We start from the raw sequence: 26,384 nt of genomic DNA, 5'->3' as shown, positions 1-26,384 counted from the left end.
GCGAGCCGGCGCGCCGGGACGACGGCCATTCCTGTAAAGTGCCGCGGATGCATCGCCGGCCCCCGGCACGGGAATATTTTGGGCACCAACGAAATGCCCCGCCTCGCGCCGCCCGTGGCGCCCGCCATGCGCTCGGAGCCGCGCTCCTCTCGCTCGGCGCCGCGGCGGCGGTCGCGGCCCCCGGCGCGGCGCAGGCCGAGGCGCCGGTGCGGCGCACGTTCTTCCGGCTGCCCTCGTCGAACGGGTTCGGCGCGGTGCTCCTCGATCTGGGCGCGGCGAGGCTCACCCACTTCCGCGAGCACCTGTTCGCCACCGAAGAGCCGCTCCTCGACGAGCGCGGCGCGGAGGTCTGGGTCGGCAACCAGCCGCAGGCCGTGGCCACGCGCGACCTGCTCTACGACGCGTACTTCGGGCTGCGCTCCGACGGCAGGCAGCGCTGGCTGACCGACGTCCCGGTCGATCTCGACGCGAGCGGCTATGCCGGCTGGACCGGCGGGGAACGCGGCGGCACGGGCGTCGTCACGATGGTCCAGCGGGTCGGCAACCTCGAGTGCGCGCAGTTCTTCTTCGCGCCGCGGGGCCTCGCGCAGGCGGGGTTCGTGATGGCGATGCGCGTCGAGAACCGGGGCGACGCGCCGGCGGAGGGCGTGTCGGCGTTCTCGCTGCACAACTTCCACCTCGGCTTCGGGCGCCCGGGCGTCATGGCCGACATCGGCGAGTCGGGCGAGACCGTCGCCTACGACGCGAGCGACGGCCGGCGCGACTTCCTCGAGCGCGCCTTCGCCGGCGTTGTCGCCGCCCGCGCGCTCGAGCCCGTCGCGCGCCACGGCGCGTCGAGCGCGAGCAGCCCGGCGGACCTCAACGTCTACCGGATCGTCGCGAGCGGCGCCGTCGCCGACCTCCCGGACCTCGAGGGGGTCGCGCCGACCTCGGACGGATCGGTGAGCGCGTTCCAGTGGGACCTCGGCAGCATCGCGCCCGGCGAGGCGCGGTGGGTCGGCGTGGCGTTCGCGCACCACGGCGACCCCTCGGGCGCGGCGGATCCGCTCGTGCAGGGCGCCCTTGACGCGTACGTCGGCGACAAGGGCGCGGCCGAGGTGGTCGCGGGCGAGATCGCCGCGTACCGCGCGTTCCAGGGCTCGGTGAAGGTGCCGCCCACGGCGACGCCCGAGGAGACGGCGTTGCTCCGGCAATCGGCCGTGATGCTCCGGATGGCGCAGTCGCGCGAGAGCCACGCCTTCCTGCGCGAGCACCTGACGCGCGACCAGGAGCCGCGCGCCACGCGCTTCGGCACGACGCTCGGCGGCGAGCCCGCGGCGCTGCCGGCGACGGTCGCCCACCGCGGCCGCGGCGCGGTGCTCGCGAGCCTCCCGCCGGGCGAGTGGACGGTCGCCTGGATCCGCGACGGCGCCTACGCCACGGTGGCGATGGCGGCCCTCGGCATGCAGGCCGAGGCGCGCGACGCGCTGAGCTACTACCTAGACGCGGAGGCGGGGCGCTTCCAGCGCTGGAACGAGCTCGCGTCGTACGACATGCCGCCCTACCAGATCAGCCTGGTGCGCTATCACGGATTCGGGGTCGAGGAGACCGACGTCAACGACTTCGGCCCGAACCTCGAGTTCGACGGGTTCGGCCTGTTCCTCTGGGCGCTGCGCCGCTACGAGGAGCTCACCGGCGACACGGCGTTCGTGGACGAGCGCTGGGCCGAAGCGTCGGCGAAGGTCGCGGACGCGCTCGTCGCGCTGATCGACCCGGACACCGGCCTCGTCCGGAAGGACTCGTCGATCTGGGAGACCCACTGGAACGGGCGCGAGCGCTCCTTCGCGTACACGAGCATCACCGCGGCGCGCGGCCTGTGCGACGCGGCGGACATCGCGGCGCGGCGCGGCGAGGCGGAGCGGGCCGCGGGGTACCGCGACGCCGCGAACCGGCTGCGCGCCGCGATCGCCGCGCGGCTCACGGACGCCTCGGGCGCGCTCGCCGCGAGCCTGGAGGAGCTCGAGGCGGGCGCGGGCTACTGGGACGCGGCGGTGCTCGAGGGGATCGCGATGGGCCTGTTCGATCCGCGGGGCCGCATCGCCGCCGCCACGCTCGCCGGGCTCGACGAGCACCTGCGCGTCCCCGCAGGCGCCGGGTGGTCCCGGAACGACGACCGCTTCGATCACGCGGGCGCGAGCGACCTGAGCCCCTGGGGCAGCGAGTACGACAGCGCCGAGTGGGTCGTGACCGATCTGCGCGGCGCGGTCGCCGCGCGGCTCATGGGGGACGAGGCGCGCTCGGACCGGCTGCTCCGGTGGGTGCTCGACCAGTCGTCCGCGAACTACCTCGCGATCGCGGAGACGTATGACGAGACGAGCGGCGCCTACAAGTTCAACGCGCCGATGATCGGGTTCGGCGCGGGCGTCTACGCGCTCGCGCTCGCGGCGCGCGACGGGCTGGTCGTCGGGCCGGCGTGCGGCGCGTACTTCGACGAGGGCCCCACCGACGTGACCGGAGCCGGAGGCGGCCCCTCGAGCGGCAGCGCCGGCTACGGCGGGGCGGGCGCTGCGGGCGCCGGAGGCGCGGGCGCTGCGGGCGCCGGAGGCGGTGACGGCGGAGGCGGCGGTAACGGCGGAGGCGGCGGCAACGGCGGAGGCGGCGGCAACGGCGAAGGCGGCGGCAACGGCGGAGGCGGAGGCGGAGGCGGCATCCAGGACGACGCCGGCTGCGGCTGCCGCCTCGCGACCACGGAGGGCGCGGCGCGCTGGCCGCTGCTCGCGTCGGCCGTGGCCGCGGCCGCCATCGCCCGACGGCGGCGCGGGAGGGCGCGGCGATGACGCCCGCCGCGCGCAACGCTGACGCCCGCCGCGCGCAACGCTGACGCCCGCCGCGCGCGCGGCGATGACGCTCGCCCAAAGCGCCTCGCGGGTTACTCCTCGCTCTGGTCCTCCTGGCGCTCCGGCTGCGCGGCGGCGGGCGGCGGGGTGCCGGCGACGGCGGCGGCCATCGCGTCGGTGAGCGACACGGGCGGCGCCGGCCGCGGCGCCTCTTCGGACGCGGGCGGCGCGGGCGGCGGCGCCGGCGGGCGCGCAGGCCGGGCGCGAGCTCCCGACGCGGACGCCGCGCGCGCGCCGGCCGCGGCGAGGGCGCGGACGCCTGCGCTGGAGGCCGTGCGGGCGTCCGCGCCGGAGGCCGCGCTCGCCCCGGCCCTGGCCGCGGCGGCCGGCGCCGCAGCCGCGCCGCGCTCCGCTGCGCCGGCCTCGCCGGACGCAGGCGCCAGCGCCTCGCTCCCGCGCGACGCTGCGCCGGGCTGCCCGGGCGCATCGGCCGGCGCGCTCACCTCGCGCGCGATCTCCCCGGCCCGGGAGACGCCGCGCTGCGCGGCGGGCAGCAGAGCGTCCTCCGGCGCGCGGGGCCGCTGGCGGACGACGACCAGCGCGACCAGCACGGCGATCGCCAGCGCGCCGGCCGCCGACGCCGCCACGAGCGCGCGCACGCGGGCCCGGCGCCGCGCCTCCGAGGGCGCCGCGACCGGCGCGAGCGCGCCGTAGACCCGCAGCACATCCGTCACGCTTGGCGGCGCATCGACCGCGACCGGCGTCGACGCCGCGACCCGCCCCGCCGCCAACCCTGTCATGCCCGCCGGAGAGGACGGGCCGCCCCCCGGCGGCGGCGAGCTCTCCGCCGGCGCCGCCGCCGTCCGGCGGGCGGGATCGGTCGCGAGGAACGACTTCAGGGCGAGCGACCGGAGATCCATCATCGTGGGGTCGTCGTCGTGCCGCGGCACCGGCGGCGCGCTCGACCGCCGGAGCGGAGGGGGAGGCCGGCTCGAGCGCGCCCCGGCGCCCGCCGCCGGCAGCCCGGCCGTGCCCCTCCCCCGCGCGCCGACCATCGCGCCGCCGCAGATGCGGCACTCGATCGCAGCCCCGCCGCGCGCGCCGCCCGAGACCGTGGTGACGATTCCGCAGACTTCGCAGTAGACGTCCATGAGCCCCCCGCAGGCCTCGCACCGTGACGGCGCCGAGAGCCCGCCACGTCGTACTTTGTGATCTAAATTACATCGAGAGTATGGCGTGCTCGGGCCGGCCGTGCATGGGGTCTGCCCGGGAATCGAGCGCGGGACGCGCGATGGGTTGTCATCCTGGACGGTCGAGGAGGTGCGCGAACCGTCCTGGACCGAAGGATTCCCGGGTGGGCGCTTGCGATCCCTGCCTCTGAGCCGCTGTGGTAAGAGCCGCGCTTCGATGTGGTCGGGAGCGGGCCGGAGGTCCGCTCGACGGGGTCGGGGCTCCCTGCCGGGGGTCACGCTGACATGGGTCTGGGGGGCCACGTCCGGCCTCCGAAGCGCCCGGAGGAGTTCGAGAATGGGTCTCAGCGAAACGCTGCTCGATGCGAACAAGAAATCACAGGTCATCGCCGACTGCTGCACGCTGGTCGACGAGGAGGTGGCTTCGAAGGGCGGGCTCTCCGGCCTGGCGGTCAAGGCTGGCTACGCGGCCGTGAAGGGCATCAAGCCCGGCTTCATCGCCCAGGTGGTCGAGAAGCTCCTGCCCGAGTTCGCCGCGAAGCTCGATCCCCTCTGGGCCGAGGCCACGCGCAGCGGCAATGCGAGCTCGTACCTGACCACGAACCGCTCGCGGGTCGCCGACGCGCTCCTCAGCGTCACCGATGAGAAGGCGAAGACGTCGACGAGCGGCGTGGTGCGCGGCACCTACGAGAAGCTGCGCGGCTCGGCGAAGAAGAACGTCGAGGACGCCGTCCCCCGCCTGTCCCAGCTGATCCAGAAGCACGCGTCCTGAGCGGCCCGGCGCAGCAGGCCCGCGCGGGCCTGCTGCGCGCCGCAGCGCCGCCGGCGCGCCTCGTGAGAGCGGAAGATGTCGGAGGGGGGACGGTGGAGCGCTCCGCGCGCCGGCTGAGCCGGCGCGCCGAAGCGCGCGCGGGAGGTCGGGGAGCGCTCCGCGCGCGTCTCAGTCGGGCGCGCCGAAGCTCCGCGCGAAGAGATCGCGGATGGCCTCGCGGCCGGCGTCGTTGAGATCCTGCGTGCCGATGCCGGCGAAGTTCTCGCTGGTGATGCTCGGCTGCCGCGCGATCTCCCAGGCCGTGCCGCTCCAGCGGAACCAGCCGCGCTTCTCCTGATCGTAGACGAACAGCGGCTTCTTCCAGAGCCGCGCGAGCTCCGCGCCCCAGCCGGTGCCGCCGCGCACCGTGCCGTCGTCCTGGAGCGTCCCCACGACGAAGACCTGGCTGGCCGCGTTGATCTGGTGCCAGATCGTCTGGAGGATGTTGCGCACGAGCGGGATCTCGCTGAGCACGCGGCCGAGGCGCCGCGACACGTAGACGAGGCTGAAGTCGCCCTTGCGCAGCTCGTCGTCGCCGAGCACGACGACGCCCCGCTGGCGCTCGAGGAGCCGGTGGCCCTCGAAGCTGTAGTTCAGCTCCTGCACCCCGTACCGCTCGGCGCACTCGCCGAACTCGGCCTCGGCCCCCTTGGCCCCGCCCGAGTGCAGGCGGAACTTCCGCGGGTCCTTCGGCCGCTCCGAGGGGGGGCGCACGTCCTCGTCGATGACCCGCATCGAGTGGGGATCGAGGCGCAGGTGGAGATCGGCGAGGTCCTTGTTGCCGTGGTCCTTGAGCAGCCGCAGGCGGACGACGTCGCGCTCCGGCTGCAGGTAGACGACGACGCTGAGGTGGCGCTCGATCTTCTCGAGCGCCGCCGGCAGCTTGCCCGGCGCGCCCGCCTCGTCGACCTGCGCCGCGATCCAGACCTCGGCGGAGCGCTCCTTGGCGAGGCGGCCGAGCGCCTCCATCGCCTGCTCGGACGCGACCGCCACGTCGAAGCCGTCGACGATGATCACGTCGGGCTCGAAGTGGGCGACGCCGCGCGCGAACGCCACCGTCTCGAGCATCTTCTCGACCCACAGCCGCGCCGCCTGCTCGGGCGAGTCAGGCGACGCCTTCACGTGACCGAGGTGCGAGTAGATCTGCCGATGCCGCTCGACCTCGAGCCGGACGGCCTCGGGCTCCTCGAGCCGCATCGACTGCGCGAGGTCGTGGAAGATCTCGTCGTAGTACGCGCGGACGTGGTCGACCGCGTTCTCGTGCGAGATGTGCAGGACCCTGCGATCCCGGAGCAGATCGTCGAGCGCGATCTGCACGAGCAACGCCGTCTTGCCCACGCCGGGCCGAGAGACGATGACGCCGACGTTGCCGCGGCCGAGACCGCCGTGCATCGACCCCTCGAAGACCCGCATCGGGCTCCGCTCGTTCACCTCTTTGCGGTACATGCCGACCCCCCTCACTTGGCCTTCTTGGCCTGCTCCTCCCGGTACTTCTTGATGAGCTCCTCCGAGAGCGCCGCCGGAAGAGGAGCATAGCGCGAGAACTCCATCGTGAACTCGGCTTTGCCCTGGGTCGCAGAACGAAGGATGGTCGAGAAGCCGAACATGTCGGAGAGGGGCACCTCCGCCTCGACGCGGCAGAAGCCGTCCGCCTCGGTCGAACCGACGATGATGCCGCGCCGCTGCATGAGGATGCCGACGATGCCGCCCTGGAACTCGCTCGGCCCCTCGACGGCGACCTTCATCAGCGGCTCCAGGATCTGCGGGCCGGCCTTGGGGTACGTCTCGCGCCAGGCGCCGCGCGCGGCCTCCTGGAAGGCGATGTCCGACGAGTCGACCGAGTGGGCCGCGCCGTCGTTCAGCGTGACCGACACGCCCGTGACCGGCGCGCCGATGAGCTGCCCCTTCGGGAGCATCGACTGGAAGCCCTTGTCGACCGCCGGGATGAACTCGCGCGGGATCGCGCCGCCGACGACCTGATCGTCGAACCGATACGGCGCCTCGGTCCACGGCTCGATGTAGCCGCCGACCTTGCCGTACTGGCCCGAGCCGCCGGTCTGCTTCTTGTGCGTGTAGTTGAAGTCGACCTTGCGCGTGATCGTCTCGCGGTAGGCGACGCGCGGCGGGCTCGTGATGACCTCGGCCGAGTACTCGCGCTTCATGCGCTCGATGTAGACGTCGAGGTGGAGCTCGCCCATGCCCTCGATGACCGTCTCGCCGCTCTCCGGATCCGCCCCGACGCGGAAGGTCGGGTCCTCCTTCGTGAAGCGGCGCAGCGCCTTCGACATGTTCGCCTGGGACTTGTTGTCCTTGGGCGTCACGGTCAGCGAGATGACCGGGGCGGGCACGTGCATCGACGTCATCGCGACGCTCACGCTGCCGTCCGTGAAGGTGTCCCCGGAGTTGCAGTCGATGCCGAACATCGCGACGATGTCGCCCGCGCTCGCGCCCTCGATGTCCTCCATCTCGTCGGCGTGCATGCGGACGAGCCGGCCGACCTTGTGGCGCTTGCCCGTGCGGGTGTTCGTGATCTCGACCCCGCGGGAGACGCTGCCCTGGTAGATCCGGAGGTACGTGAGCTGGCCGAAGCGGCCGTCCTCGAGCTTGAACGCGAGCATCACGAGCGGCTTGTCCGAGTCGCTCGCCAGCGTGACCACGGCCTCGTCCTTGTCGAGGTCGACGGCCTTGTTCGTGATGTCGCCGGGGTTCGGCAGGAAGCGGGTCACGGCGTCGAGCAGGACCTGCACGGCCTTGTTCTTGTAGGCCGACCCCATCATCACCGGGACGATCTGGAGCTTCACGGTCGACTCGCGGATCGTCTTGTACAGGAGCTCCTCGGTGACGCGCTCCTCGAGGATCGCCTCGGTGAGCTCGTCGGAGTACATCGAGAGCGCGTCGAGCATCTCCTCGCGCGCCGCCTTCACCTCGTCCGCCATGTCGGCCGGGACGTCGCCGGTGATGATCTTCTCGCCGTTCGAGCCCTCGAACCGGTAGGACTTCAGCGTGACGAGGTCGACGACGCCCTCGAACTTGTCCTCGAGCCCGATGGGCAGCTGCAGGAGGACCGGGTTCAGGTTGAGCTTCTCGCGCAGCTGCGCGCGGACCCGCAGCGGGTTCGCGCCGGCGCGGTCGCACTTGTTCACGAACGCGATGCGCGGCACGCCGTAGCGGCGCATCTGGCGGTCGACGGTGAGCGACTGGCTCTGCACGCCGGCGACGGCGCAGAGCACCAGGATCGCCCCGTCGAGCACGCGCATCGCGCGCTCGACCTCGATCGTGAAGTCCACGTGCCCGGGCGTGTCGATCACGTTGATCTGGTGCCCGTTCCAGAAGCAGTGCGTCGCCGCGGACTGGATGGTGATCCCGCGCTCGCGCTCGAGGTCCATCGAGTCCATCTTCGCGCCGACGCCGTCCTTGCCCTTGACGTCGTGGATGGCGTGGATCCGCTTGGTGTAGAAGAGGATGCGCTCGGTCAGCGTCGTCTTGCCCGAATCGATGTGGGCGCTGATCCCGATATTGCGCAGCTTGGACAGATCGCTGATCACAGAAGGCTCCCCGCCGCGCACCCGTGAGGGCGTGCCCGTGGAGGGCGTGCGGCACGCAATGAACCTCAGCCGGGCGGGCGCACTCTTGCGATCGCCCAGTCAGAAATTCGGCGCGGCTCTTAATTCGGCCCCATCCCAAGCGCCAGGGGGAAAATGATCCTTCGCGATCATTTCAACTACTTGGCCTGGATCCTGGAAAGTCCGACGGTCTCGTCCCACTCCGGTCCGTAGCCGTCGTAGTGGATGCGGTAGCGCTCCTGCCCCACGATGCCGGTGACGACGGCCGGGTACATCTGCCCGTGCCACTCGACGCGCACCCTGTCGCCGATCTTGTAGAGGTTGGTCTGCGAGGCCTGCAGCCCCTTGCTCCGGACCTTCGGCGGCGGCGGAGGGTGGACGACGTCCCGGTCGACGAAGCCACGGATCCGCTCTCGCGGTACAACTTCATCCCAGATGTCATCATACCCCTGGTAGTGGACCTTGAACTTTGTCGGGCCCACGACCTCGATGACCTTGGCCGGGTAGTCGTTCCCTTCCCACGACACGAGGACGTCGTCGCCGATGGCGTATTGGCGCTTGCAGCCCCCCAGAACCAGGGCAAAGGCCAGGAGGAGGGCCGCAGCGTGAGCGCGCGCTGCGGGCATACGTCTCGCCCGCCTTACCGCCCTCCCCGGCGCCCTGCAAGGGGGTTCGCGCCCGGGGGCGGCGACGCCCAGCGAAGGGGGGCCGGCCCGGGGGCGCCGGCGCCGCCGGGGGGCGACGGCGCGGCGCGGAGGGCGCGCCCCCGTCGCCGGGGACGACGGGGGCGACGGCGCGGCGCGGAGGGCGCGCCGGCGTCGCCCTGCTGCGCGCCGCGCCGGTGACGCCGGGCGCTGCCGCGCGGAGCGAACCCGTGTAGAGGGACGCCCATGGCCCGAGATGTTCGTCCTGGCACGGGGAGCCTCTCCCGCCCGTGCCCGTGCGGCTCGGGGCGCGCGTACCGCGAGTGCTGCGCCCCCTGCCACCTGGGGGATCGCGAGGCGCCGGACGCCGTGGCGCTGATGCGCTCGAGGTACGCCGCCTTCGCGGTCGGAGACGCCGCCTACCTCTGGCGGACGCTGCACATGGGCCACATCGACCGAGGACGCGACAGGGACGAGGTGCTCCGCGAGCTCAAGGCGACGACCCACCACCACCGGTACCGGGGCCTGAAGATCCTCGACAGCCTGCAGGGCGGCGACTCCGCGTCGGTGCTGTTCCTCGCCAAGATCTTCGAGGCGGGCGCGGACCGCTCGTTCATCGAGCTCTCCGATTTCCTCCACGACGGCGAGGGCTGGCGCTACCTCCACGGCGTGGCCATCCCGCGGGCCCGCATCAGCGTCCCGCCCGACGAGCTGACGATCGCCCGCTTCTCGTCGCTGGTCGCCTGACCGCGCTCCCGGCCGGGCGCGCCCCGGTCGGCCGCCGCGCCGGCTGCCGCCGCAGCGCCGGCTGTCGCGCCTCAGCCAGCCGCCGTGCCCTAGGCGCGCGCCTCGTGCCACCCCACCGCCTCGACCACCGCGCGGTTCTTCTCCATCCACACCGCGATGCGCTCGCGCGTCGTGCGGTAGGCGTACTCGAGGATGGCGCGCCGCGCGCGCAGGTTGGCCGGGTTGTGGAGGAACAAGAGCGCGTCGTTCGGCGCGGGCTCGAGCACCAGGACCTGCATCTTGCCCTCGGCGAGCGTCCGCCCCACCGCCTGGTGGAGCCGCGCGTGCGCGCCGATCCGCATCGCCTGGTTGAAGATCCACAGCATGCCCTTGTCGCGCACGCTCTCGCGCACGCCGTGACCGGTCGGGACCGGGCGGTGCGCCGTGGAGACCGGCACGAGCGGGCTCACGATGATCGTGAGCTCCGCCCCGGCGGCCTGCGCGAAATCGAGGTGCGCCACGTGGCCGAGCCCGCCGTCGAGGTAGTGCCGGTCGTCGATGCGCACCGGCGAGAAGAACAGCGGCAGCGCGATCGACGCGGCGCAGGCGAGCGACACGGGGACGTCGTCGAACCCCTCGGCGCCGAAGATCACCCGCTCGCCCGAGTCGAGGTCGTACGTCGGGATGCGCAGCGTCCGCGGCATCGCGCGGAACGAGTTCGGGATGCCGCGCCGCAGGAAGAACTCGGCGAGGAACCGCTCGTAGCGATCGAGCTGGAACAGGCCCGCGGGGAGCGAGTCGTTGAAGCGATCGAGCTGCTCGAAGAGGTACTGCTGCGCGGGCGCGTTCGGGGTCGCGTCGCCCCGGGTCGAGAGCCGGACGATCGCGTGGCGGAGCGCGACGAGGCTGGTGGTGAGCGCGCGGCGCCACTCGCCGACGTCGAGGTGCAGGAGGTGGCCGCGCTCCAGCGGGAAGAAGTTGTCGACCGGATCGAGCAGGGCGCGGTAGAGCCGCTCGGTCGGGATGCCGCCGGCGAGGGCCGCGGCCACCGCGGCGCCGCTGCCGTGCCCGAGGTAGAGCGAGAAGCTCTGGTTGTCGATCCCCTCGACCCCGTCCTCGAGGGCCGCCAGCGCCCCGATCTGGTAGAGCGCGCCCGTCAGGCCGCCCCCCGGGAGGCAGAGGCTCACGCGGGCCCGCCTCCCCTCGCGGCGAGGGGCCGCGCGGCCCCCGCCGTTCGCTTCCACGGTCGCGGGGGCGCGGCCTTCGCCGTCCCCCGCTGCGATCTGCGCGGTTCGGCTCGCGCCGCCGCCTTGGCTCTCGAACGCCGGCATCATCGGAGGTCCTCTTCCCTCGCGCGGGCCGCCCCCTCGGCGCGGTTGCCGAGGGCGCAGGCGAGCGCGGTCAACACAAGCGCACTGGCGGAGCTCGCCGCCACGAGCCACCCCGGGATCGACGCGGTCTCCGGCAGCGCCGCGCCGGCAGCGGCGGGCACCTCGTCGACGGGGCCCGCGCCCCCGGCGGAGAGGAGCGCGAAGCACTGGATCGCGTTGTAGGTCCCGTGCATCAGGATGGGCGGCAGCAGCGAGCCGCTCGCGACCCGGACGACGCCGAGGGCCACACCGAAGAGCGCGATCGGCAAGAGCTTCTGCCACTCGCCGTGGGCCGCCCCGAAGAGCGCGGCCGTGGTCGCGACCACGACCGGGGCGCCGTGCGCGAGGCGCATCGGGCGGGCGAGCGCCCCGCGGAAGAAGGCCTCCTCCAGGGCGGGGCCGAGCGCGATGAAGATGAGGCCGAACGCGATCCGATCGAGCGCGCTCGCCTCCACGAACGTCTGGACGAGCCGGGCGTCGCTGATCCCCGACGGGAAGCGCCGCTCGATCGCCTCGTAGAGGGCGGTGATGGGCGGCTCGAGCGCGAAGCCGAGCGCGACCGCGAGCGGGTAGAACGCCGCGTGCGTCCCGCGCACCCCGAGGAGCTCGCGGGCCGTCGCGCGCGGCGCGTGGACGCGGCGCACGCCGAGGAGCCCGAGCAGGTACGCGGCGGCCTGGCACGCGAAGCTGCCGACCACGTCGAGCCTCGGCGCCGGCGGGGGCGAGCCGGCCGCGCCGCCCGGCGCCGGCCGGAGCAGGGCGAGCGCGCCGAGCAGGCACACGAAGACGAAGGTGACGGCCGCCGTCCAGCCGGCCGCCGCGAGGACCGACATCGGTCGCTCCCCGCGGCCGCGATGGACGAGCGGGCCCTCCGCTCCGCCGCTGGGCGGAGGCTGGGCGGCGCTGCGCGGATCGCTCATCGACCTCGCAGATGAGGCAGCACACCCCGCTTCACGACCGTGTCCGTGGAGAGGCGATCGTTCGTCTCCGGGTAGTCGATGGTCGAGTGCAGCCCCCGGCTCTCGTGCCGGGCGGCGGCGCAGCCGACGATGAGCTCCGCCACGGTGGCGATGTTGCGCAGCTCGAGCAGATCCCGCGTGACGAGGTGCTTCCAGTAGTACTCGCGGATCTCCTCCTGGAGCAGGGCGATCCGCCGGGCGGCGCGGCGGAGGCGGGCGTCGGACCGGACGATGCCGACGTAGTTCCACATGGTCCGGCGCAGCTCGTCCCAGTTGTGGGCGACGACGACCTCCTCGTCGCTCGCGACCGCGTTGCCGGCCTGCCACTCGGGGACCGACGGGAACGGGCTCTGCCGGAGCTCGTCGATCTGCGTGGAGAGGCGCGCGGCCGCGCGGTGGCCGAAGACGAGCCCCTCGAGCAGCGAGTTCGAGGCGAGCCGGTTCGCGCCGTGGAGGCCGGTGCACGTGCACTCGCCGATCGCCCAGAGGCCGGGGATCGTGGTCCTGCCGTAGAGGTCGGTGGTGACGCCGCCGCACATGTAGTGGGCGGCCGGCACGACGGGGATCGGCTGCGCGGTGATGTCGATGCCGTAGCGGAGGCACTGCGCGTAGATGGTGGGGAAGTGCTCGCGGACGAAGCTGGCCGGCCGGTGGGTGATGTCGAGCAGCACGTAGTCCGAGCCGGTCCGCTTCATCTCGAAGTCGATCGCGCGCGCCACGATGTCGCGCGGCGCGAGGTCCTTGCGCGGGTCGTGGCTCGCCATGAAGGCCGTGCCGTCCGGCAGGCGGAGGATGGCGCCCTCGCCGCGCAGCGCCTCGCTGACGAGGAAGCTCTTCGCTTCCGGGTGGAACAGGCACGTCGGATGGAACTGGTAGAACTCCATGTTCGCGATCTCGGCGCCGGCGCGGTAGGCCATGGCGACGCCGTCGCCCGTCGCGACGTCGGGGTTCGTCGTGTAGAGGTAGACCTTGCCCGCGCCGCCGGTGGCGAGCACGGTCGCCCGCGCGAGGTAGGTCTCGACGACGTGCGGCTTCGAGGCGGGGCGGTGGCGGGGCGCGGGCCGCTCCGAGTCGCGCGGCCGCGGCGCCGGGTTGAGGGCGGCGTCGGTCTCGTCGAGCACGTAGGCGCCGGCGCAGACGTCCGGCCCGCCGAAGCGGGAGAGCGGGATCAGGTCGATCGCCGTGTGGTGCTCGGCGAAGCGGATGTTCGGGTTCTGCCGGGCCTGCTCGAGGAGCGCGCGCTCGATCTCCTGGCCGGTGGCGTCGGCGGCGTGCACGATCCGCCGCGCGGAGTGCCCGCCCTCGCGCCCGAGGCGCACCTGACCGTTCTCGTGGTCGAACTGGGCGCCCCGCGCGATGAGCTCGCGCACCCGCTCGGGGCCTTCGCGCGCGCAGATCTCGACGACCACGTCGTGGCAGAGGCCCGCGCCCGCCTCGAGGGTGTCGGCGATGTGCGCCTCGGCGGAGTCGTCCGGCGCGAAGACCGCGGCGATGCCTCCCTGAGCGTATTTCGTGTTGGACTCGTCGCGCGAGCGCTTGGTGACGACGATCACCTCGCCGTGCTCGGCCGCCTCGAGCGCAAATGTAAGCCCGGCCACACCGCTGCCGATGACGAGGAAATCGGTCGTAATCGCCACGGCCCGGCAGGGTAGCAGGAGCGGGGCGTCCGAAGGTAGGCCGCGGTGCGCGTCCTGCACGTGACGGCGCTGCGGGCCTGGCGCTCGGGCCGGCGCCGCGCCGAGCGGAGCCGAGGCGAGCGCCGGCGTGGGGGACTGGCGTGAGCCGGCGCGAGGCCGATGCCGCGGGCAGGCGCGAGGCCGATGCCTTGGCCGAGGCTGGCTGCACGTCCGCCCTGCGCGCCAAGAGGCACGTCACGTGCTCGGGCTCGCCGCTCTCATGAGCACAGTCGAGCAGCAGGCTCGCCGTGAGACGCAGCTCATATGCGCTGCAAGGATGCCGATGGTGCGGCGATTGGCCACCGAATCCCAGAGGCTGCCCGAGCAAACGAGAAAGATGTCGCCTGGCTCGGTCCGCTCGACATGGGTGCTCATTTCCACCGCCGCGTCACAGCCGAGCGCTCGTGTCACCCGCTCTTGCGTGCTGCGTCAACATGGCGAGCGCATCAGGCGATGATGATGCCCTCCGACACGCCACCGTAACAGCAGTACGGGAGACAACCCATCCCCCGAATCCACCGGCGACCAGGAACAGCCCCAGGCAAGGCCGCGCATCAAAGCTCTCCCTGTGGCTCGAACGACGCTTCGACGCAGGGCCCGCCGCGCCTGCCTCGGTTCAAGCCCTCAAGCGTCCTTGCGCTCGACACGCGGTGAGCGCACGAGCCTCAGCTGGCCTCGGCGCTTGCTCCGCCCCTTCGGACCACCCGCCCCGGGAGGGGTCTTCGCCCAGCCGACGCTCAGCAGCGGCTTCGGTCGGCTCTCCGATGGCGGAGCAACCTCCTCCACCGCCTCTCCGCGAGCCGCTCGCTCCGCGAGGCAGTGCTCGCAGCATTGCTCCGGATCCCACGGGATGTCGTCGAGACCCATCTTCCGCACCCACTTCCGCTCCCACTCCCCCAGCCCGCTCAGGCTCGGGCGCCTACGGGAGGGAGGCAGGTCGTCTCGGCTGGACTTCCGGCGCATCGACATGGCGACTCCTTCGGCAGCGCCGATTCTGCCGAGATCGGAAGAGCCCGCCAAGGGGTTTCTTCCAGAAATCGATGCTCTTTCGATGGTTTACGTTCAACCATGTCGATTTATCACCAAATCGTACGGTGGCGGTCACTTTCCGCGGTCCTCCGGGAGCGTAGTTCCCGCGGATCCTTCGCGATACCTCGCCACACCTCGGAATGCACCTTCCCTCCGATCGCTCGTCATGCGCTCACCACCAACCTCTCCCTGCACCCCTCCACCGCGGCGCGGGCGGTGCTCCGACGACGCCGCCCGCTATCTCATCGCTCGCTCACCGAAACTCCTGCTCCGCTGCCCTTACGGCTTTGGCGCCTGCGCTCTCAGCAACGTTGCTGCTTCCGCCGGCCTCCTGCGCCCGCGCGCGGTCCGCCCCTCCCACGCCCCGCGCTGCGCACGCGACGGGAGGAGTTCCCGGAGCGACGGCGACCCTCGCGTCAGCGCTGCGGCGCATCCCCGCCCGGCCGCAGCCATGACCGATGGCTCTCGCAGAACACAAAAGCGATCTGCTGCCGGGCTGCCTTCAGCGACCGTCGGATAACATCCGCTCTCGCGGCCCGACGCAGAAGGGTTCAGCAGATCTTCGGTCCGTCCGCCCGCGCCCTGGGCATTCCACGCTGTGGTGGAGAAGTTGTAAGCGCCGAGCAGCCCACCGTGCCGCGTTTCCGCGACAGAGCAGTCCGTACCACTCCTGCGCAGGGTGCGTCCACTCATTTCTTGGTGTCTCCTTCAGCTCAGCAGCTCACGGACCGCAGCTCTCGTTGCTCGATCGCGTGCATTCCGTCGAGCTCGGCGGATTTTCCACGCATGAGATCGTTCTTCTCGCTCCGCGCAGCTCTCGCTCTCACGCTCACCGAAGCGCCAGCACACGCCGCTCTTGCCTGGGCTGATGGGGTTCGGGATGGCTGGCAGAACTGCCCTGCCTTTGCTCCGCCTCCTCCCCCTTGATCTCGACTCCCGGGTGCGCCGTCATCTCCGTCGCCACCCGCGATACCGGCCAGCGTCAGCATGATGTCACTGCCGGCACCGCCGGGGATGCCGGCAGTTCCAGGCGCGCCGGGCTCAGCCCCGCCGCCCTCCCGTGCTGGCGTACCGTTTCTCCTCGTGAGTTCCCCCTCGGCTATCGCCGACGCGCGCCAAGAGGCACGTCACGTGCTCGGGCTCGCCGTGCTCATGAGCGCACTCCATCAGCAGGCTCGCCGCGAGGCGCAGCTCATGGTGCGCTCCAAGGATGCCGGCGATGCGGTGCTCGGGCACCGAGCCCCACAATCCGCCCGAGCACACCAGGAAGATGTCGCCCGGCTCCGTGCGCTCGACCAGCGTCTTCATTTCCACCGCCGCGTCGCAGCCGAGCGCACGTGTCGCGGTATCCGCGTGTTGGCTCAACATGGCGAGCGCATCCTGCGAGATGGTTCCATCCGACGCGCCATCGTCGGACATAGCGTGCTCACGCGTTCGCTCCTCCAGCTTTCCGCCACGAAATCGGTAGACGCGCATGTCGCCGGCATAGGCCATATACGCGGCAACCGGCGCGAGCAACACACCGGCGAAGCTCGCCGGCACGCTGTACCTCGTCGGCTCCGAGCAATCGCGCTCCGAGCGACAGCCGCTCGGCCGATGCGGGCTCATGATGAGCCGAACTTCGTCCCGGAACTGCCGCGCAGCCATCCCATCGGCACGAACTTCGCCCACACAGTCTGCGTCGACAGCTGCGTGCACCAGCGCAATGGCCGTGCGCGAAGCGACTTCGCTGCCGACCCCACCCGCGACCAGGAACAGCCCCAAACAAGGCAATGCACGATAGCTCTCCTCGTTGCTCGTACGACGCGTCGACACAGGGGCTTCCGCTCCTGCCTCGATGGCGAGCGTTGGGCACACCATCATCCACCTCGCACGCTCGTCACACCGACGAGCCGAGTCAGGGCGCACCGCGCCCGCGGTGCGCCGAATCCTAATCCGTAGCCCTGCGCCCAGCGCGGCTGCCGTCCGCGGTCAGCGCTCCTGGCTCGTCAACGTCGAGTCGCTCGAACCGACCCCTCGTGACGGCGTCTTCCGCTCAGGGATCCTCTCGCTCGATGCGAGGCGAGCGCGCGAGCTTCAGCAGCGTCAGCTTGCCGCCGCCCTTGCTCCGCCCCTTTGGACCGCCCGCCCCGGGCGGGGTCTTCGCCCAGCAAAGGCCCGGCAGCAGCTTCGGTCGGCTCCCCGACGGCGGCGCAACCTCCTCCACCGCCTCGCCGCGAGCCGCTCGCTCCGCGATGCAGTGCTCGCAGCATCGCTCCGGATCCCACGGTATGTCGTCCAGGCCCAGCTTCCGTACCCACCTCCGCTCCCACTCTCCCAGCCCGTTCAGGCAGGGACGCCTACCAGAGGGAGGGACGTCGTCTCCGCGGGGCTTTTGGCGCATCGGCATGGCTGCTCTTTCGGATCGGGCAGCACTGATTCTGCCGATGTCGAAAGAGCTCGCCAAGCAGTTTCTTCCAAAGATCAGGTGTCCTTTCGCTGGTTTACGTTACACGCTTTCGATTTGTCACAAAATCCGACAACAGCGTTCACTTTCCGCGATTCTCGCTGGAAACGAGCTTCCTCCGGCGCCCGCTCGACACATCACCCACACCTCGGGATGCACCTCTCCCCTGCGATCGCTCCTTGCGCGACCACCACCACCTTCTGCCCCCCTCACTCCGCGGCCGTGCAAGCGGCGCTCTCGACGGCGCCGCCCGCTACCTCACCGCTCGCTCACGGAAACTTCTGCTCCGCTGCACTTACGCCAGCGGTGCCTGCGTTCTCCGCAACGTTGCTGCTTCCGCCCGGCCCCCCAGCACTCGCCGTGGCGGGCATCAGCATCGTCTGCCCTTCCTGCCTCACCGCCTCCCCCCGGTATGCGATCGCCAGCGACGGCCCGCCGAGACCTCCTCCTCCGGGACCGCCGGGGCCGCCTTGGCCTCCCTGACCGCCAGCGCACGCGTTTTTGGAGATGCCGACTCCCATGCCGCCGACGCCGCCGACCCCGCCGGCTCCACCCGGCTGCAGGTCGCCGCCCGCGCCTCCCTTGCCTCCGTTGCCCGCCTTCAACACGCAGTCCTTCAGCGTCACCTTTCCCTCCACGCTCGCCAGCGCAATGCTCGCTCCGCCGGCTCCACCGCCCTGCCCGGGCAGCCCGCCGCAGCCGCCGGCTCCGCCGCTGCCTCCGCTCGCGCCGGCTCCCCGCACGCCGCCGGGGCAGATCGCTGCGCCGCCCTTCGCGCCCCCTCCCCCGCCTCCGCCCTGCCCTGGCTTGCCAGCTCCACCGGCACCACCGCTCACGCCCACGTAGCCCGACGAGCTCAACGTGCCGAGGCCGCTCGCGGCGAGCCCGACTTGACCAGGCATGCCGTTGTCGCCGCCCTGGCCGGTGCCGCCGGCGGCGCAGCTCCAGGCGCCTGCCGCGGGCTCCCCAGATCCTGCTGCTCCGAGCGCGCCGGGCTCTCCGATCTGTCCACTGCCACCGTTGTTCACCCTGCCAGCGCCACCTTCGCCGCCGATGGACAGCGCATCTCCGCCGCACGTGTTTTCTACCTGCGCTCCTCCCAGCAGCGCCTCATCGGGTGCCCCTGATGTGTCTAGATCGCTGCACGCATCGGTTCCGGCGTTCCCCGGCGACGCCTGCGCCGGCACCTCGCTCGGCGCATCCTCCCCCTCCGCGCCATCCGCTCCGTTCCCGGCGACCAGCTCACACCGCACCAGCTCCGCCTCCGCGCCATCCACCAGCACCGCGATCGACGACGCTCCCGGCGTCCGCGCATCCGCCGCGTGCACCGACACGTCCTCGACCCTCACCGATCCCGCGCCCCGCCTCACCTTCAGCGCGATACCTTCGTCGCCCGGCGCCACGGTCGTCTTCTTCTCCTCGCCGATCCAGCTCCACCCGTTCGCGCAGTCGAGGCCACCGAAGAGCCTGACGCCTGCTGGCAGCTCGACCGCTTCCTCGAACGTTTCGGCGCACGCGTAGGCCCCCGTGCGCTTGTCGGCAGCCCTCCGCAGCGCTTCGGCGAGCGTCGCGACCGGCTCGGCACGGGTACCTGCATTGCTGTCCTTGCCTGTCGAAGCCACGAACACGCCGCACGCGTCATCCACAGCGCCGTCGATCTCGCTCGGCACGCATCCTGACGGCACGACCTCGCTGCCCCTGCCCCGGTACTTCTCGCACGTGAGCATCAGCTCGCAGTCGTCCTCGATGTGATACCAAAGCCCATCGCAACCGCTGGAGATCAACGCAACAGCGACAGTTGACCCCAGCAGGACTTGCCTGATTGTTCTCATCGGTCGCTCTCCTGCTCGGCTCACCATGCGCTCACCATCACAACGCCGACGCCATCCACGCGCGGCTCCGGAAGCACGAGCAGTGCGGTCGCCTTCTCCGCGCCTCTCCCTGGCCACAGCGCGTACGTCAACGCGGCCGTGGCGAGCACGCCCGACGCTATGTAGCTCGCCAGCGCGATGTCCCCCAGGCGACCGGCGCGCTCACCTGCGTTATGAAGCTCAGCGCATTGTCCTGCGAACGACGGTGACGCCAAGCATCCGCCATCTGCGGTGAAAATCTTGTCCTGTTGAGCGCGCGCTTCCGAGTTCGCGCTGTCCGACGCGACCGTCATCCCCACCCCCACCCCGAGTCCCACCGCGCTCGCCGCTCCCAGCGCGATCACCGGCCACCAGCTCCTCTCTTGGGGCCGCTGTTCCTGTTGTTCCGGCGCAGCAGGCGTCTTCTTCTCCACGGGCCCACCGGCCCCCGCGCCCGGCGCGCTCGCGCCCTCCGCCGCCTTCGCGACCGGCGTCGCCTCGTTCGCCTCGCTCTTCGCCAGCGTCATCGCCAGCTCCACCTTCGCCGTCCCTCCCTTGCCCACGCGCACCGTCTGGCTCGCCGTCTCGTACCCCGAGAGCCGCGCCTCTACCCGGTGCTCGCCTGGCTCGACGAACACCTCTCCCTCGAGCGGCGCTCTGCCCGTGACCTTGCCGTCCACCAGCACTTCCGCTCCCGCCATGGTCACGGTCACCCCCACCGCGCCCACCTGCGCCCGCGACTCCGCCAGCCACTTCTCGGCGTTCGGCTTCAGCTTCGCCACCCCCTTCAGCAGCGGCCAGTGTCTCAGCGCAAACGACAGGTACTGCGCTGCTTCTCGGTGCTTCTTCAGCTGGTACTCGGTGTTCCCCAGGTTGTACGCCACGTCGAACGTCGGGTTCAGCTCCCACGCCGACTGAAGCTCCGCCTCCACCTCTGGATGCTTTGCAGCTCGCGCTGGTGCGCAGAGGAGAAGAGAGACCACTACAACGATGCCCACCCCCGGCCCGTGCTCGGCCCTGCGGGCCTGCGCGCGGTCCGCCCCTCCCAAGTCCCGCGCTACGCGCGGGACGGGAGGGGTTCCCGGAGCGACCGCGGCTCTCGATGCTGCGCTGCGACGCCTCCACCCGGCCATGGCCACGGCTCGCGGGCTTCCCGACGCGCAAAAGCGATCTGCTGCTGGGCTGCCTTCAGCGACCGTCGGATGACATCCGCGCTCGCGGCCCGACGCAGAAGGATTCAGCAGATCGACGGTCCGTCCGCCCGCGCCTTGGGCATTCCACTCGGAGGTGGCGAGGTTGTCAGCGCCGGGCAGCCCACCGTGCCGCGTTTCCGCGACAAACCACTCCCTACCACCCCGGCGCGGGGTGCGTCCACTCATTTCTTGTTCTCTCCTTCAGCTCAGCAGCTCACGAGGCGCAGCCCTCGTTACTCGACCAAGTGCATTCCGTTGAGCTCTTCAGAATTGCCACACGGCGACACCGCGTCTCTCACTGCCCGCAGCTCGCATTGGTGGTGAAGTCCCAACATTCTCCGCTCTCACCCGCATTGCCGGCATTCCCGTCCGGCGCCGTCGTGCCGCCGTCGCCGGCAGTGCCGGGCATGAAGCTCGCCAGCTCGACGGCTCCACCTGGCGCAGTGGCGTAGGCGATGCCCACCGCGTGACCGCCTCGGCCGCCCGCACCGGGACCGCCCATTCCGCCTTGACCGCCTCTTCCACCATCGCAGCCGATGGATCCACCGAGGGACGAAGCAGCCCCCCCAGCTGCACCGCTGCCTCCAGCAGCGCCGCCTCTTCCGCCAGCGCCGTCCCCGCCCTTCCCCGCCGTGCCCACCTCGACCGTCACCTCCGTCAGCACAAGCTTCGTCCCCAGGCTCACGATCCCGATGCTCGACCCGCCGGCCTTTCCGCCGCCGCCTCCCTTGCCGCCGCAACCGCCAGCGCCACCGCCGCCGCCGCTCGCGCCGGGACCGTCGATCGGGTTCGGGATGGCCTGGCAGAACTGCCCTGCCTTCGCTCCGCCTCCGCCTCCTCCCCCTTGACCTTTCTTCCCGGTTTCGCCGTTGCCTCCGTCGCCCCCGGCGATGCCGGCCAGCGTCAGCTGCGTGTCGCTGCCCCCGTCGCCAGGGTCGCCGGCAGTTCCAGGCGCGCCGGGCTGTCCCGGTCGGCAATTGCCACCGCTCTGCCCTGCGCCGCCGAGACCATCCTGCTCCGGGTTTGGCTCCGGCGGCGGCGCGCCATCCGTCCCGTTCTGCCCGTTGCCGTCATCGGTACCCGTGATCCCGCCTGGCCCGCCGGCTCCGCCGCGTGTCAGGCCGTCTTCGCAGGTCGTCTCGCCGGGGTCACCGCCGTGCACCGCTGCATCCCTTACACACGCCGCCGACGCGTTCATCGCCGGCGCGCTCGCGCCGATCTGCGGCGCCTCCGTCGGCGTGGCTCCGTTCGACCCGTCGAGCCCGTCCCTCGCCGTCACGTCGACCTGCGCGAGTTCCGCCTCGATATCCGCCACCACCACGCCGATCGACGACCTTCCCGCCTCCGTCGCGTGCGCCTCGCCGGTCGCGTCCTTCGCGTCCGCCGCGCGGATCGCGAAGCTCCGCACCTTCGCCCCGCTCGCGGTCTCCGTCAGCGTCAGCGCCGCCGCGCCCGCACGCCCCTCGATCGTGCTCCGCGCCTGCTCGCTCCACGTCCACCCCGCCTTGCAGTCGAAGCCCCCGATCACCTCGACCCCGGCCTCGATCCTCACGCTCTCCTCGAACGGCCCGCTCGCGCACGCAAGCACCCGCTTGCCCTTCGCGTTCGCTACAGCATCGCTGAGCGACGCGTACGGATTCGCTTTCGTCCCATCGCCGCCCGACCCCGCATTCGCGCTCACGAACACCGCGCACTCGTCGCTCACGGCGCTCGCGTCCTGCGTCGGGTCCCCGTCGCACGCGGGGTTCGGCAGACCGCCTCCCTCTCCCTGGCGCCAGTCGTGATGCGGGTTCTCCAGCGTGTACTCATGGTCATCGGTCAGGTCGATCGATAGCGCATCGCACCCGACCGCTGCGAGCACCGCGCAGATGGCGCCAGCCGTGAAGCCGTTATGTCCTCTCACGTTCGCGTCCTTTCCTTCCCGCTGCCGCTCACCACAGACCAACGACACCGACCATCGTCTCGCTCGTCGCCAGCGAGACGATCGGTCGAATTCCGACCGAGCTGCCCGTCGTGGCCGATCGAGGCCAGAGCGCGTACGTCACTGCTCCGGCGGCCAGCGCACCGGACGCGACATAGGCCACGAGCGCGCCTGTGCCGAACGCCTCGGCGCTACCCGCCGTGTCCTTGAAGGCTTTGCATGCGCTCGCCACGTCACTCGGTGCATTCACGCACCCGGGCCCCCTCGACAAGATTGCAGCGCGTTGTGCATCGGCATCGCTCCGCGCGTTGCGAGACGCGACCGTCATCCCGATGCCCACGCCGAGCCCCACCACGCTCGCCGCCCCCAGCGCGATCACCGGCACCCAGCTCCTTTGCTGCGGCGGCGACGCCGGCTCCACCGGCGCTCCAGGCGCCAGCTCTGCCGCAGGCCCACCGCCGGCTCCCGCGCCCGGCGCGCTCGCGCCCTCCGCAACGTTCGCGACCGGCGTCGCCTCGTTCGCCTCGCTCTTAGCCAGCGTCATCGCCAGCTCCACCTTCGCCGTGCCTCCCTTGCCCACGCGCACCGTCTGGCTCGCCGTCTCGTACCCCGAGAGCCGCGCCTCTACCCGGTGCTCCCCCGGCTCGACGAACACCTCCCCCTCGAGCGGCGCTCTGCCCGTGACCTTGCCGTCCACCAGCACTTCCGCTCCCGCCATGCTCACCGTCACCCCCACCGCGGCCACCTGCGCCCGCGACTCCGCCAGCCACTTCTCGGCGTTCGGCTTCAGCTTCGCCACCCCTTTCAGCAGCGGCCAGTGTCTCAGCGCGAACGACAGGTATTGCGCCGCTTCTCGGTGCTTCTTCAGCTGGTACTCGGTGTTACCCAGGTTGTACGCCACGTCGAACGTCGGGCTCAGCTCCCACGCCGGCAGCAGCAACGCTTCCGCCTCTTGGTACTTCCGCGGCGGCACGACGGACGACCTACCCAGCTCCTCACTCCACGCAGCTCGCGCTGACGTGCAGAGGAAAAGAGAGAGCACTACAACGATGCCCACCCCCGGACCGTGCTCGGCCCTTCGGGCCTGCGCGCGGTCCGCCCCTCCCAAGTCCCGCGCTACGCGCGGGACGGGAGGGGTACCCGGAGCGCCGGCGGCTCGCGGTGCTGCGCTGCGACGCGTCCACCCGGCCATGGCCACGGCTCGCGGGCTTCTCGCCGCGCACAAGCGATCTGCTGCTGGGCTGCTTTCAGCGACCGTCGGATAACATCCGCTCTCGCGGCCCGACGCAGAAGGGTTCAGCAGATCGGCGGTCCGTCCGCCCGCGCCTTGGGCATTCCACTCGGAGGTGGCGAAGTTGTCAGCGCCGGGCAGCCCACCGTGCCGCGTCTCCGCGACAAACCACTCCCTACCACCCCGGCGCGGGGTGCGTCCACTCATATCTTGTTCTCTCATTCAGCTCAGCAGTTCACGAGGCGCAGCCCTCGTACTAGACCAAGCGCATTCCGTTGAGCTCTTCAGAATTGCCACGTAACAACCCGGTGCTTCTCACTGCCCGCAGCTCACATTGGCCTTGAAGTTCCAGCATTCTCCGCTCTCGCCGGCCATGCCGGCGTTCCCGCCCGGCGCCGTGGTGCCGCCGTCGCCGGCAGTGCCCGGCATGAAGCTCGCCAGTTCGACAGCTCCGCCTGGCGCAGTGGCGTAGGCGATGCCCACCGCGTGACCGCCTCGGCCGCCCGCACCGGGACCGCCCATTCCGCCTTGACCGCCATCGCCACCTCGGCAGCCGATGGATCCACCGAGGGACGAAGCAGCCCCCCCAGCTGCACCGCTGCCTCCAGCGGCGCCGCCTCTTCCGCCAGCGCCGTCCCCGCCCTTCCCCGCCGTGCCCACCTCGACCGTCACCTCCTTCAGCACAAGCTTCGTCCCCAGGCTCACGATCCCGATGCTCGACCCCCCGGCCTTCCCGCCGCCGCCGCCCTTGCCACCGCACCCGCCGGCTCCGCCGCCGCCTCCGCTCGCGCCGGGGCCGTTCACGAGGTTCGTACTGGTCCCGCAGAACTGCCCCGCTTTCGCTCCGCCGCCACCACCTCCTCCTTGACCTCGCGTCCCGATCTTGCCGTTGTCTCCGTCGCCGCCCTCGATTCCGGCAAGCGTCAGCACCGTGTCGTTCCTCGCGTCGCCTGGATTTCCACGGATTCCGCTCTTGCCTTTCGCACCTGACTTGCATTCGCCGTCGGGATCCGTCTGCCCAGTGCCACCCAACCCGTGCTCGTCTGGGTTCGGCTCGGGCACCGGTGCACCGTTCTTACCGTTCTGCCCGTTGCCCTCCTCGGTCCCGGTGATCCCGCCGAGACCACCGGCGCCGCCACGTGTCTCGCCGTCCTCGCACGTCATCACGCCGGGCTCACCGCCATGCACCGCCGCCTCCACGAGACACGCCGCCGACGCGCTCATCGCCGGCGCGCTCGCCCCCACCTGCGGCGCCTCGCTCGGCGTCTCGCCCTTCTCGCCATGCATCCCATCGCCCGCCGTCACGTCCACCTGCGCCAGCTCCGCCTCGACATCCGCCACCGCCACGCCGATCGACGAGCCGCCCAGCTCCGTCGCGCTCGCCGCCGTCACCGCGAAGCTCCTCACCTTCGCCCCGCTTGCGCCTTCTCCCAGCGTCAGCGCTATCTCGTTCGCTGGCCCCTCGATCGCGCTCCGCGCCTCTTCGCTCCACGTCCACCCCGCGTCGCAATCGAAGCCCCCGATCACCTCCACCCCGGCCTCGATCGTCACGCTCTCCGCGAACGGCGCGACCGCGCACACCAGCACCCGCTTGCCGTTCGCCTTCGACACTGCCTCTCCGAGCGATGCGTACGGCTTCTCCTGCGTCCCGTCGCCCCCCGGCTCCGCGCTCGCGCTCGCGAACACCGCACACTCGTCCGTCACCGTGCTTGCGTCCTTCGTCGGATCCGCCTCGCAGTGGGGGTTCGGTATGCTCCCTCCGGTGCCACTCCACAATCCGCGGTGGTGCTCACACATCAATATAGACTCGCAATCCTCCGCGACGTTGCTCCACACCGTATCGCAACCGGCGACACCAACGACAACCCCCAAAGAGCACAGCTGCCAGCGAACTCGATTCTTTATCATCCCATCCTCGTGTCGGCTCTTCACCATGCCCCCTGCACCACAATCCCGCCGTAACCGACGTGCGCTTCGGGCAGCACACGCATCTTGCCTGACGCCTTGACCTCCGAGCGCGGCCATAGCGCGTAAGTCACGGCTGCGATGGCCAGTACGCCCGACGCCGTGTACGCCACGGTGGCTGCGCGCGCGAAGGTGTCGACCCGCGAAGCTGTCGACCGGAGATCAGAGCACGCTTGAATGTATGCAGCCGGTGCATCCGGGCAGCCGCCCCCCGCTTCGAGGATCGCATCCGCTTGCGCGCGCCGATCGGCGCTCGCGTTGTTCGACGCCACCGTCGTCCCGATCCCCACGCCGAGCCCCACCGCGCTCGCCGCTCCCAGCGCGATCACCGGCACCCAGCTCCTCTTCTCCGGCACCGGCTGCGGCTCCACCGGCGCCGCCGGCCCCCCCGCCACCGGCCCCACAGCCCCCGCCCCCGCCGTGCTCCCGCCGCCCTCCGTCGTCGTCCCCGCCGCCGCCTGCGCCTCGCTCTTCGCCAGCGTCATCGCCAGCTCCACCTCCGCCGTCCCGCCCTTGGCCACCTTCACCGTCTGGCTCGCCGGCGCGTAGCCTTCCAGCCTCGCCTCCACCCGGTGCTCGCCCGGCTCGACGAACACCTCCCCCTCCAGCGGTGCCTTGCCCACGGCCTTGCCGTCCACCAGCACCTCCGCCCCCGGCGTGCCCGCCTTCACCGCCAGCGCGCCCACCTGCGCTCGCGACTCCGCCAGCCGTTGCTCCGCCGTCGTCTTCAGCTTCGCCGCCGCTTTCATCAGCGGCCAGTGCCGCAGCGCGTGCGACAGGTACTGCGCTGCTTCCTTGTGCTTCTTCAGCTGGTACCTCGTATTCCCGAGGTTGTACGCCACGTCGAACGTCGGGTTCAGCTCCCACGCCGGCAGCAGCAACGCTTCCGCCTCTTGGTACTTCCACGGCGGCATGGCGGACGACGGACCTAGCTCCTCACACCACGCAGTGCGCGCTGGTGTGCAGAGGAGAAGAGAGAGGAATACAACGATGC

General features: G+C 71.5%; 17 protein-coding genes. 3 read left to right on the top strand and 14 right to left on the bottom strand.

Annotation, left to right across the window (positions count from 1 at the left end):
- Window positions 1–206 precede the first annotated feature (206 nt).
- On the top strand, window positions 207–2,816 hold the full coding sequence (locus WMF26_RS04405; protein ID WP_437999261.1) for a glycoside hydrolase family 15 protein: 2,610 nt from the start codon (window positions 207–209) through the stop codon (window positions 2,814–2,816).
- Window positions 2,817–2,908: 92 nt separating this feature from the next.
- Here the strand turns inward: WMF26_RS04405 and WMF26_RS04400 are convergent, their stop codons facing one another.
- Window positions 2,909–3,967: a hypothetical protein gene (locus WMF26_RS04400; RefSeq protein WP_437999260.1), complete on the bottom strand. Its 1,059-nt coding sequence runs from the start codon at window positions 3,965–3,967 to the stop codon at window positions 2,909–2,911.
- Window positions 3,968–4,343: 376 nt separating this feature from the next.
- Between WMF26_RS04400 and WMF26_RS04395 the strand changes: the two genes are divergently transcribed.
- The gene (locus WMF26_RS04395; protein WP_020732871.1) at window positions 4,344–4,778 is read left to right on the top strand and encodes a DUF6918 family protein; all 435 of its coding nucleotides are present in this window, start codon (window positions 4,344–4,346) and stop codon (window positions 4,776–4,778) included.
- Window positions 4,779–4,946: 168 nt separating this feature from the next.
- Here the strand turns inward: WMF26_RS04395 and WMF26_RS04390 are convergent, their stop codons facing one another.
- From WMF26_RS04390 to WMF26_RS04380, 3 genes are all read right to left on the bottom strand, one after another.
- Window positions 4,947–6,263 (bottom strand): hypothetical protein, encoded by a 1,317-nt coding sequence (locus WMF26_RS04390; protein WP_437999259.1) that lies wholly within the window; start codon window positions 6,261–6,263, stop codon window positions 4,947–4,949.
- Between the two features lie 11 nt (window positions 6,264–6,274).
- A complete protein-coding gene (fusA, locus tag WMF26_RS04385) occupies window positions 6,275–8,362 on the bottom strand; it encodes an elongation factor G (protein WP_437944887.1) in 2,088 nt (695 codons plus the stop codon).
- A 176-nt stretch (window positions 8,363–8,538) separates the two neighbouring features.
- Window positions 8,539–9,006 (bottom strand): Tudor-knot domain-containing protein, encoded by a 468-nt coding sequence (locus WMF26_RS04380; RefSeq protein WP_129573121.1) that lies wholly within the window; start codon window positions 9,004–9,006, stop codon window positions 8,539–8,541.
- A 264-nt stretch (window positions 9,007–9,270) separates the two neighbouring features.
- On the opposite strand from WMF26_RS04380, the gene WMF26_RS04375 reads away from it, so the two are divergent.
- Complete coding sequence (locus tag WMF26_RS04375; RefSeq protein ID WP_061626685.1) at window positions 9,271–9,771, top strand: YchJ family protein; 501 nt, start codon at window positions 9,271–9,273, stop codon at window positions 9,769–9,771.
- Window positions 9,772–9,860: 89 nt separating this feature from the next.
- Here WMF26_RS04375 and WMF26_RS04370 read toward each other — a convergent pair whose 3' ends face one another.
- From WMF26_RS04370 to WMF26_RS04325, 10 genes are all read right to left on the bottom strand, one after another.
- Window positions 9,861–10,937, bottom strand: a complete 1,077-nt coding sequence (locus tag WMF26_RS04370) for a patatin-like phospholipase family protein (protein WP_437999258.1) — start codon at window positions 10,935–10,937, stop codon at window positions 9,861–9,863.
- 143 nt (window positions 10,938–11,080) lie between these two features.
- Window positions 11,081–11,953: a CPBP family intramembrane glutamic endopeptidase gene (locus tag WMF26_RS04365; RefSeq protein ID WP_437944884.1), complete on the bottom strand. Its 873-nt coding sequence runs from the start codon at window positions 11,951–11,953 to the stop codon at window positions 11,081–11,083.
- A gap of 83 nt (window positions 11,954–12,036) precedes the next feature.
- Window positions 12,037–13,716 (bottom strand): L-aspartate oxidase, encoded by a 1,680-nt coding sequence (locus tag WMF26_RS04360; RefSeq protein WP_437335946.1) that lies wholly within the window; start codon window positions 13,714–13,716, stop codon window positions 12,037–12,039.
- A gap of 2,109 nt (window positions 13,717–15,825) precedes the next feature.
- Entirely contained in the window at window positions 15,826–16,647 is an 822-nt protein-coding gene (locus WMF26_RS04355) for a PP2C family protein-serine/threonine phosphatase (protein ID WP_437999257.1), read from the bottom strand.
- Between the two features lie 852 nt (window positions 16,648–17,499).
- Window positions 17,500–19,062: a PGRS family protein gene (locus WMF26_RS04350; protein WP_437999256.1), complete on the bottom strand. Its 1,563-nt coding sequence runs from the start codon at window positions 19,060–19,062 to the stop codon at window positions 17,500–17,502.
- A 20-nt stretch (window positions 19,063–19,082) separates the two neighbouring features.
- The gene (locus WMF26_RS04345) at window positions 19,083–20,078 is read right to left on the bottom strand and encodes a PEGA domain-containing protein (RefSeq protein WP_437999255.1); all 996 of its coding nucleotides are present in this window, start codon (window positions 20,076–20,078) and stop codon (window positions 19,083–19,085) included.
- A 490-nt stretch (window positions 20,079–20,568) separates the two neighbouring features.
- Window positions 20,569–22,176 carry a hypothetical protein gene (locus tag WMF26_RS04340; protein ID WP_437999254.1) on the bottom strand — a complete coding sequence of 536 codons (1,608 nt, stop codon included), beginning with the start codon at window positions 22,174–22,176 and terminating at the stop codon, window positions 20,569–20,571.
- Window positions 22,177–22,204: 28 nt separating this feature from the next.
- The gene (locus tag WMF26_RS04335) at window positions 22,205–23,167 is read right to left on the bottom strand and encodes a PEGA domain-containing protein (RefSeq protein ID WP_437999253.1); all 963 of its coding nucleotides are present in this window, start codon (window positions 23,165–23,167) and stop codon (window positions 22,205–22,207) included.
- A gap of 573 nt (window positions 23,168–23,740) precedes the next feature.
- A complete protein-coding gene (locus tag WMF26_RS04330; protein WP_437999252.1) occupies window positions 23,741–25,360 on the bottom strand; it encodes a hypothetical protein in 1,620 nt (539 codons plus the stop codon).
- Window positions 25,354–26,304: a PEGA domain-containing protein gene (locus tag WMF26_RS04325; RefSeq protein WP_437999251.1), complete on the bottom strand. Its 951-nt coding sequence runs from the start codon at window positions 26,302–26,304 to the stop codon at window positions 25,354–25,356. The genes WMF26_RS04330 and WMF26_RS04325 overlap by 7 nt, the downstream gene beginning before the upstream one ends.
- Between the last annotated feature and the right edge of the window lie 80 nt (window positions 26,305–26,384).

It is taken from the genome of Sorangium sp. So ce185 (genome assembly GCF_051526825.1).
Taxonomy (GTDB): domain Bacteria; phylum Myxococcota_A; class Polyangia; order Polyangiales; family Polyangiaceae; genus Sorangium; species Sorangium cellulosum_D.
The sequence above is the reverse complement of the archived record's forward strand: the minus strand, read 5'-3'. Positions and strand labels throughout refer to the sequence as shown.